Origin of the sequence: Flectobacillus sp., assembly GCF_049240685.1 — a bacterium.
GTDB lineage: Bacteria > Bacteroidota > Bacteroidia > Cytophagales > Spirosomataceae > Flectobacillus.
Genome location: NZ_JBMLSD010000152.1, coordinates 1 through 8,931, shown reverse-complemented (window position 1 = coordinate 8,931; position 8,931 = coordinate 1). Strand labels below are relative to the sequence as shown.

At 36.3% G+C, this 8,931-nt stretch carries 10 protein-coding genes; 6 read left to right on the top strand and 4 right to left on the bottom strand.

Features of this window, described 5'->3' with window-relative positions:
* Nucleotides 1-63: 63 nt before the first annotated feature.
* The 3 genes from ACOVQ4_RS07015 to ACOVQ4_RS07005 all read right to left on the bottom strand — a co-directional run bounded on the left by ACOVQ4_RS07015 (nt 64) and on the right by ACOVQ4_RS07005 (nt 1,923).
* A complete protein-coding gene (locus ACOVQ4_RS07015) occupies nt 64-351 on the bottom strand; it encodes a hypothetical protein (RefSeq protein WP_421819940.1) in 288 nt (95 codons plus the stop codon).
* 67 nt (nt 352-418) lie between these two features.
* The gene (locus ACOVQ4_RS07010; RefSeq protein ID WP_421819939.1) at nt 419-1,276 is read right to left on the bottom strand and encodes a DUF4846 domain-containing protein; all 858 of its coding nucleotides are present in this window, start codon (nt 1,274-1,276) and stop codon (nt 419-421) included.
* A 185-nt stretch (nt 1,277-1,461) separates the two neighbouring features.
* The gene (locus tag ACOVQ4_RS07005; RefSeq protein WP_421819938.1) at nt 1,462-1,923 is read right to left on the bottom strand and encodes an Lrp/AsnC family transcriptional regulator; all 462 of its coding nucleotides are present in this window, start codon (nt 1,921-1,923) and stop codon (nt 1,462-1,464) included.
* A 157-nt stretch (nt 1,924-2,080) separates the two neighbouring features.
* On the opposite strand from ACOVQ4_RS07005, the gene ACOVQ4_RS07000 reads away from it, so the two are divergent.
* The 4 genes from ACOVQ4_RS07000 (at nt 2,081) to ACOVQ4_RS06985 (ending at nt 5,544) form a co-directional block, all read left to right on the top strand.
* Nucleotides 2,081-3,133, top strand: a complete 1,053-nt coding sequence (locus ACOVQ4_RS07000) for a PLP-dependent cysteine synthase family protein (protein ID WP_421819937.1) — start codon at nt 2,081-2,083, stop codon at nt 3,131-3,133.
* Between the two features lie 673 nt (nt 3,134-3,806).
* Nucleotides 3,807-4,235: an STM3941 family protein gene (locus ACOVQ4_RS06995; RefSeq protein WP_421819936.1), complete on the top strand. Its 429-nt coding sequence runs from the start codon at nt 3,807-3,809 to the stop codon at nt 4,233-4,235.
* Nucleotides 4,236-4,308: 73 nt separating this feature from the next.
* Nucleotides 4,309-5,064: an alpha/beta hydrolase family protein gene (locus ACOVQ4_RS06990; protein WP_421819935.1), complete on the top strand. Its 756-nt coding sequence runs from the start codon at nt 4,309-4,311 to the stop codon at nt 5,062-5,064.
* Between the two features lie 204 nt (nt 5,065-5,268).
* The gene (locus ACOVQ4_RS06985) at nt 5,269-5,544 is read left to right on the top strand and encodes a hypothetical protein (protein WP_421819934.1); all 276 of its coding nucleotides are present in this window, start codon (nt 5,269-5,271) and stop codon (nt 5,542-5,544) included.
* Between the two features lie 22 nt (nt 5,545-5,566).
* Here ACOVQ4_RS06985 and ACOVQ4_RS06980 read toward each other — a convergent pair whose 3' ends face one another.
* On the bottom strand, nt 5,567-6,895 hold the full coding sequence (locus ACOVQ4_RS06980; RefSeq protein ID WP_421819933.1) for a peptidase U34: 1,329 nt from the start codon (nt 6,893-6,895) through the stop codon (nt 5,567-5,569).
* A 132-nt stretch (nt 6,896-7,027) separates the two neighbouring features.
* Here ACOVQ4_RS06980 and ACOVQ4_RS06975 point away from each other — a divergent pair, with 132 nt between their 5' ends.
* Together ACOVQ4_RS06975 and ACOVQ4_RS06970 are read left to right on the top strand one after the other, a co-directional pair.
* Nucleotides 7,028-7,528 (top strand): NUDIX domain-containing protein, encoded by a 501-nt coding sequence (locus tag ACOVQ4_RS06975; protein WP_421819932.1) that lies wholly within the window; start codon nt 7,028-7,030, stop codon nt 7,526-7,528.
* 345 nt (nt 7,529-7,873) lie between these two features.
* Nucleotides 7,874-8,770: a DUF3822 family protein gene (locus tag ACOVQ4_RS06970; RefSeq protein ID WP_421819931.1), complete on the top strand. Its 897-nt coding sequence runs from the start codon at nt 7,874-7,876 to the stop codon at nt 8,768-8,770.
* Nucleotides 8,771-8,931 lie beyond the last annotated feature (161 nt).

The following is an 8,931-nucleotide window of genomic DNA, read 5'->3' as shown; positions in this document are numbered from 1 at the left end:
GTATTAAATGATTTTTAGTAAGGATAGATAGGTTTTTGCAAAGCCCAAAGCTGTTTCAAGTTGTTAAACTGGAAACAGCTGGGAAATATTTTTCGTCAACTCGTCAAATGCTGCTTGGTCGCAGTTTGATTTAATTTCTTCTATGGATTTGTTTGCATATTCTTGTGACACTAGCCCTTTTTGGATTAGCTCTATGTTTTGGATAAAACCTGTAATATCGGCCCAAATATTGTCGACTTCAGAACCCAAAGCTTCCAAATCGGATATCCTTCCTGTTCTCAAAAGTCCGTCTATATCGCCTTCATAATTGTGATAAATCTCGAGTATTTTTTTGTTTATGACAGTTCTCATAAAATTTTTGTCGTATTCTGTAAGTTTAAAAATTTCGATAAAATTGACTCAACTTGATTTAAAAAAATTACCATGTTTTTAGCTCGGATGGCAAAAATGTCCATTCTGGAGTGAACAACTTTCCTATAAATTTGTCTGAGTACCAAGGGCTTGTGTAATCATCATTGAAGTTTCTCAATATTTGGGTTTCTTGAGCGGGCATATAGCTTTGTGCAAGCAAAAACATCTTTTCATTTTTTTCATTTTCGGCTAGGTCAACTACAATGACAGCATGGCCAGGTGAGCCTGATTTTATAAATACATCCCCAATTTGTAGGTCTTTCAAAGGCTTGGTCTTGAGCGATTTGGATAGGGAAATTGTACCTGCATAGGCAAATACTACCTCCATATATTTGCGAAATTCTTGGTAATTATTGGAAGGAAGTGCTTTTTTTACCCAATAGGTTCGGTTGCCGTTTATGACAAGTCTGTTTCCATTTATCCATTCAGCGTAATCCATTTTGAATCCATTGGTGAGTGTGAAGGATATTTCTGCATAGGCTTTATTGGCAAATAAGTATTCCCCTCTCAAACGCATAATGGCATCGGCGCATTGCTGTAGGTTTTGGTTCGATATCTCCATGTCTACTACTGCCTCATATACATTGGCTTTCTTGAATGCACCATTATAGTATTTTACTCTTTCACCGATGGGTTTTAAAGGGAGGTTTCTCAAATAAAATCCAAAAGACGTAGGAGATAAGCTTTTGCGTTTGAAGCCCACAGGTGGATTAAACCTAGTCGCTACCGTATTACCTGTTGCGTGAATCTGCTTAGGGCTTTGTCTCGCATTTTGGGGGATATTGCTGCGTTCTGTGATGGATGAATTTGTGTCATTGCAATGATTCGCAAGGAAAATAATGGTGAGAAAATATGAGATTTTCATAATAGGAGGCTTTAATTGAAATAGGATAAAATGCTGTGTGATTACGTGGCGCTAAAGGTTAATTAAATAATAAATCTAAGGTGAAAATTCAGGATAACCTTTTGAATATGATTGTATTATAAAATCTGACAGACTGTTAACCAATAACGTCTTTTTACTTATTTTGTTTTACGTTCTAGAGTCTTTTAAATAGGATAGGCAGTTTCGCTTTTTGCCTCCGAAAGAACAAAAAACGTTTGAACCGTTGCAATGTCTGCAAGATTCGCGAGTTTATTGCGATAAAAATCATGATAGGCGTCGATATCTGGCGTTACTACCCTTAAAATAAAATCGAAAGTTCCCGTCATTTGATAGCATTCCATGACTTCTGGAAATTTAATTACCTCATTTTCAAATGAGTCTAACGTTTTGGAGGCATGATTATTTAATAGAACATGACAAAATGCAATCAAATTACAATTGATGAGTCGTCTATCTAATATGGCAACGGTTTTTTTGATATAGCCATTTTCTTTGAGTCTTCGAATTCTTTCGTGTACCGAAGCATTCGATTTATATATTTTATGGGCTATTTCTTTGATAGAAAGCTCTGCATTTTCTTGAAGGAGTTTCAAAATCTCTAGGTCTGTCTGGTCTAAGGAATTCATGAATTTGGCATTTTTGATTTATACATATCTATTTCTGAAAAATATTCAGAAAATATGTAAATAACCGAATAATTTACGGAAAATAATCGTAGGGCTATCATAAATTTTGAAATTCTAGGACATTTGTCAAAGAATTTTACAATAAATAAGGACTATCATGAATTATTCTGTTGAATCAAACAATCGAGTACAAACCAAGTTCAAAAGCTTATGGCAATTGGTAGGAAATACACCTATGCTTGAGCTGAAGTATTTGTATAAAGGAAAGGAGGGGAGAGTTTTTGTGAAGTGTGAGCATTACAATCTCACAGGCAGTATCAAAGACCGCATGGCTTTGTTTATTTTACAACAGGCTTATCTTCAAAACTTGATTCGTCCAACAGACACCATTATCGAAGCTACCAGTGGGAATACTGGCATCGCATTTTCGGCTATCGGAAGAGCCCTTGGACACCCTGTAACGATTGTTATGCCTAATTGGCTGAGCAAGGAGCGTATAGATATCATCAAGTCACTTGGCGCTGATATTATGCTGATTAGTAAGGAGGAGGGAGGCTTCTTGGGAAGTATCAAATTGACGGAGGATATGCGTGCTAATTCGGATACTTACTTTTTACCACGACAGTTTGAAAATACTTGGAATGCGATGGCGCATGAAAAAACCACTGGCCCCGAAATTTGGCATCAATTAGATAGCATCGGATTAGCTCCCGATGCATTTGTGGCTGGTGTGGGTACAGGAGGTACAATCATGGGCACGGGAGCTTTTCTAAAATCTATGAACCCTCATATCAAACTACATCCTCTTGAACCTGCCGAAAGTCCTACCTTAACCACAGGTTATAAGGTTGGTTCGCACCGAATTCAAGGGATATCAGATGAATTTATTCCTGATTTGGTGAAATTAAAAGAATTAGACGAGGTGATTCAGGCTAATGATGGAGATGCCATTATTATGGCACAAAAACTTTCGACACAGTTGGGCTTAGCAGTTGGGATTTCGGCTGGTGCTAACGTGATTGGTGCAATCAAACTTCATGAACAATTGGGGCAGGATTCGGTGGTGGTAACGTTGCTTTGTGATAGCAATAAAAAGTATTTGAGCACAGACCTTGTGAAAGAAGAACCATCCAGACCAGATTATATCTCGTCTGCAACAGAATTCTTGGATTTTAAAGCGATAAGTCGACTACCACAACCTGTTATTTAGAGTGAAGAGTTTTGAGTGCGGAGTGTTGAATTGTCCTTTGTCCTTGCCTAAAATAGCCCGGAAGGAGCTGCGGTAAATATTTGTAGTTAGGCCTACAATTTGCCTAATTAACAGATCTCATTATAGGCTAATTGGATACTAAGTAGTTACTCAAACTTAAATTTAAGTACTCGGCTTTAGGTTGTAAACCGTAGGCATTAGGCAAAAACCTATCTCATGTTACTAAAAAACAATTTAGCACTCTTGGCCTTGTGCCTGTCGCTTTTAAGTAAAAACCTAAATCTAATGCTGCATGAATTTCATTGAAAATTTATTGAAGATAAGTAAAAGGAAAGATTAAATGAACAGTATATCTGAGTGGAAATTTGACTATAATATTTTGATTATGAATGTCTTCAAATAACCAATATACTGTTGACCTGATTACTGGACAAAATTGAAGATACTAGTTCAAGACTTAGTCTTGGACTCATTTTTTTAACAGTTTTAAACTGTTTTTAAATATTCATTGAAAATTCTAAATACCTCAATCTCACTTTCTTGCTTTATCCATTAATTAGGAGATACCTATTTATTGAGATTTTTTCATAAGCTCCGTAGGAGCGACAGGAAGATAACTATCTTGAATTCTGTCGCACCTACGGCGCTTTTACAAAGGAAAATAAGATAGGTTTTGTATAAGCAAGTCGATACTGTCGAATTAAGTGTGTTTGTCCTTGGTATTATCTTTTTCGGAGTTGGGGTGGTACAAGCGCTGATTAAATTGTTATCCAAAAGTACTGAGGTGTCGATTTCTGAGGAAGGTATCTACGACCAACGTTGGGCTATCAACAGCAGAATCCCTTGGAATGAAATAAAGTCTTCAGAGATTATTTCAGTATTTAGACAGAAGTTCATTCGTATTAAACTCAATAAGCCTCAAAAAGCCAATAAGGACTCATTTTTGAGTAGATTCACTAAAAAAGAAATTTCAGAATTATATATTTTTGTTTCGGATTCGTCCGTGAATGATACTAATCTCAATCATTTCGTTAATCAAATGGCGCGCTGCGATAAACCCGAGCAGGAGAAATTAATGAGAAATTTCGGCGCTATTGAATAATACAACAAAAAAATGTCCAGATGAGTAGTATTGTGTATATATTTGAATTTGAAAACCCTTTCTAATCAAATATATGTATAAAACATTCCTTTGGGCATTTTTCAGTTTAATTTCTACCCCACTTTTTTCTCAATCAAATATTACAACTTGTGATACATTGACATGGTATGATTTTTCAAGAAATCGTAAAATCCCTGTGGCCATCTACAAATCTAATAGCCTTCATCAATCAAGCAAGTTACCAGTTGTAATTTTCAGTCATGGTTATGGTCAAAATGATGGAATAGCTTATCTTAACTATACTTATCTTACGAAGTTCTTAGCAGAAAAAGGTTTTTTTGTGGTGAGTGTTCAACATGAACTTGCTACCGACAGTCTTATACCTTCTACGGGCATTCCTCAGATTGTGCGCCGACCGTTCTGGGAAAGAGGTGTTGACAATATTCATTTTGTAATAGAACAGTTAAAACTCCAATTTCCAAGATTAGATTTTAAAAAACTTTCTTTGATTGGTCATTCCAATGGGGGAGATATAACAGCCCTTTTTCCTGAGAGGTATCCCAAACTTATCCATAAAATTATTACGCTCGATAATCGACGAATGCCTTTGCCCAGAACTAAATCGCCTAAAATTTACACACTGAGGTCTAGCGACCAACCAGCAGATAAGGGCGTTTTGCCAGATGAATTCGAGCAAAAAAAATGGTCAATTCAGGTAGTCAAGCTTCCCAATACTCCCCACAACGACATGGATAATCACGCCAACGAACGCCAAAGAAATGAGATTCAAACTTATGTTTTACAATTTTTAAAAAACAAATCCAGATAAAGTTTTGCCAAAAGCTTTTTATCTAAGTTACTAGTTCAAGACTTAGTCTTGGACTCATTTTTTTAACAGTTTTAAACTGTTTTTAAATATTCATTGAAAAAGGCTAAATATCTTTTCTCTTTTTGTCCAGTAATTAGGCTTACTATTTGAATTTGAATGTAAGTGATTGTAAATTATTTGTTTATACTTAAAAAAATAAACAATATGATAAAAAATAAGAAAGTTGTCTTGTATTTGAGTAGGTACATTGGTCTACTCGTATTCGTAGTTCTAGCTCATAATAGTAAGAGTTTTACGTCTGGAGTTTGTACGCCAAGTTTTGATATGTTATTCTTTTTCTTGATTGGACTCATTAGTTTAGGTGCGATTTTAGTTTCGATTATCAATTTGATGACTCATCCCAGCAATGACAAATCTATCTTAATGATTCATATATTAGTTTTCTTTGTATGGCTTTCATTTCTCTTCTTAAATGATTAAAACAAAAATCTCTTCGAGTAATCTATAGCCCAGCATTCTTACCCTGTTTCTTCCAGAAGAAATTATACAATGGAGGGTATACCAACCGTTTTTGGGGAGATTCGACTGCCCACTTTAGCCAGTCTTTCAAGTGATTTTGATACGATTGAAAGGCAAATCGGGTAGCCGAAACGGGCGACATAAGTCCTTGTTTTACCAACACATCATGCCCAATCCCTTGATGATGAATTGTATCTCTAGTTTTGGCAATATCTTGAAGGATATGTTGGAAATAAGGTTCTTCAATTTTTCCAGATAGGAGCAGCCTATGTAGTTTTTCGGCTTGCCACCATATCGAATTATCAGCCGATTGCGTTGGTTGAAGCGGTAGTTCTGATTTATCGTAAAAGTATAAAGGTTTAAAAACCGACAAGCAAGGATTAGAGGTATTGGTAACCCAAACCGAGCTATCGGTACGAGGTTTGAGGAATGCCAACATAGAGCCAACTGTTTGATTAGGGCAAAGTACGCCCGTAGCATGCATACAAATATCTTTGGTGGTAGCCTTGTGAGCCTGAAAATTGTCTCCATCATAGTGCGAGCTCAGAAGGTCGATACCACTGTGTAAATCAAAGTAAGGTTGCTGAGCCAGTGCTGTACTTTGCATTTGACGAACCTTACAGCTACTTACCCAATTCATAAAAGAGGAGGAGAATGCTTTGGCCCAATGGAAGTCCTCATGAGGTTTTATCCATTTTTTCTTTTTGGCATACTCTATAGCATCTGGGGCCAATTCGTTGTAATTGTTGCCAATCGATAAGCCATTCGAAATACTTCGTGCGCCTTTGAGGTATTCGATAGCCCAAAATTTACCAGCCGTTTCTAACACAAATGCTTTTTCTGAATCAACGATAAGAAAAGAATTGTGATAAAAGAAATTTTTATTTTGATACCCTCCACAAGCATCTTGACCATAATTGTATAAGTGCTCGAGCATACAATCAAGTGCATTTTCGGCCGAATTGCTTCTTTCTAGGGCAATTCGTAGTAAATCCATTCCTGTTAAACCAAGATTTTGTTTGTTGATAGGAATTTTGGTAAAAACGGCTTCATTTCCTATTGCCACTCCTTTTTCGTTGACACCCATTTCGGCACCCCACATCCAAAATGGTTTTGACAAAATAACTCTATTCGTAAACGAGGCTTGTGGAATACTCCTATAGGTACATTGGAGTAAACTGCCAGATGGATACTCTTGGGCAGGGAAATCTACAATTGCTTGAGCCTCATTAGGTTCACGGTCTGAGTTTTTCCCAAAAATCCAACAGTTTTCTTTACTGAGTTTCGGAGGCACTACGAATGTATCACACATGACTGCTATAAATTTGTCAATTCGGAAATATGATTCTGATTATTTGTGAAATCCTAGTAATTTTTGCTGTAATTTTGCCAGCCTAATTGTTATGGGTCTTCAAGCCCATTTTACACTAATCACACTAATAAGATGAATACTAGTTCAGAAATAGCACACGAACAAGTTTTAAATCTATATGCTCAAAAACTGCGACTTAGGGTTTGCGGAATTTGTGTCGAAGACCAAAAAATTCTGATGATAAATCATGCTGGTGTAGTACAAGGGGCTGATTTTTGGTGTCCTCCTGGAGGTGGGCTTCAATACGGTGAATCAGTAAATGAAGCATTGCAAAGGGAATTTTTGGAGGAAACTCAAACAGAAATTTCAATCGGTGAAATGATGTTCGTGAACGAATTTCTCGAACCGCCACTTCATGCAATTGAGCTTTTTTTTAGAGTTGAAATCACTGAAGGAAAAGCCCAAAAAGGCTTTGATCCTGAAATGAAAGACCAAATCATCCAAGAAATTAAATGGATGAGTTTTGATGAAATCAAACAACTACCAGCGGCTCAGGCTCATCGAGTTTTCTCGACCTGCAACTCACTAGAAGAGCTTTTTCAAATAAAGGGTTTTTGTACCAAATTTGAATAAAACAACTTAAAATCGGTCAAAAACCAATCAATCTATATCTGTTAAGCTTAATAGCTTGAATATCAGTAAAAATTACGAATAATCGTTTGCAATTCATAGAATTCTTCACATATTTTGAAGGAGAATTGTATTTTTGCGTCCCTGTTTGTGTTTTGTTAAGTAAACGATGTGTGTAGGCAGTAGGCAAAGAGTTTTAAAATGTTCTTTGATAAACTCAGCATTACATTTGCCCCAATCCCATGCCAAGCGCCGATAACTGAAAATTTGTTTTGCCTTAGTACTTAATTTAATCTTTACAGGGAGATTGATTGTGGTTCTGGATGTGAAAATACAATTTAGTACTTTATGATGGATTTTACTCTCTTCAACCCCATACGACAATTGGAGGCTATCATTTCAAATATACAACCAAAAGGAAAGTTTTTTTTACCGAGTTTTGACGTTGAAAAAATCCCGACTTATCAACTATTCTTTGAAATTTCAACAAAGAATTTTTGTTTTTGGGTAAAGGATTCTTTTTCAAATCAAATTATTTGGGTAGAGGAGTACGCTATTTCGTTGTTTGAGGTAGATTCGAGTGTGGTGGATAATATTAGTTTGATTTATAATTCGCATGAGTTTTTGAAGTCAATAAAATGGCATTCGATTCATGTGCACTGCGATAGTCAATCATTTATTCAGATTCCCCTGCCATATTTCAGGAAGGAGTTTTTACAAAAGTATCTTCAGTTGGCTAAAGGTCATCTGCTCGGAAATCATGAGCAAGTGCTTTCCCAAATAGACGAAGATTTGTCATTAGTACATGTATTTAGTATAGAAAAGCAAGTAATGGATTGGTTCTCAGAAACCTATCCTCTTGTTGAGGTTAGTTATATGCCAGTTTGTCAAATCTTATTGAATTTGGCAAAAATAGAAAATTCTGAAAATCCCATCATGCATGTATATGTAAAGGAGGATTCCATCAATTTGGTGGTAGTGCATCATCATAAGTTATTGCTTTGTAACAGGTTTCAAACTCGTACCACAAATGATATCTTGTTTTTTGTACTAGCATCTTTGAATGAACTTTCGATACATCCAGATAAATGTTCCGTCAAATTACATGGGGATTTAGGTGCCGACGGACAATTATATGCGCTACTCGTAGAATACATACAACAGGTTGACTTTGACGAGAAAAGCCAAGCAACGCTAAATGTCGAAGGTCAGATTCCGAGAAAGTATATTGGTATGCTAGTCTAAAGTAATAGGTAACAGAGATTGGCTAACAGTATCTCCCTCGGATGTACAAACTCACAATCGGAAGGATACAAGTAAGGTAAGTTAGTACGCAAAATAAAGTTTATGCTTGTGCTTTAAGCTTTCAGGTATCGGCTTTCGGCGGTGGGCTATGGGAAAAATGC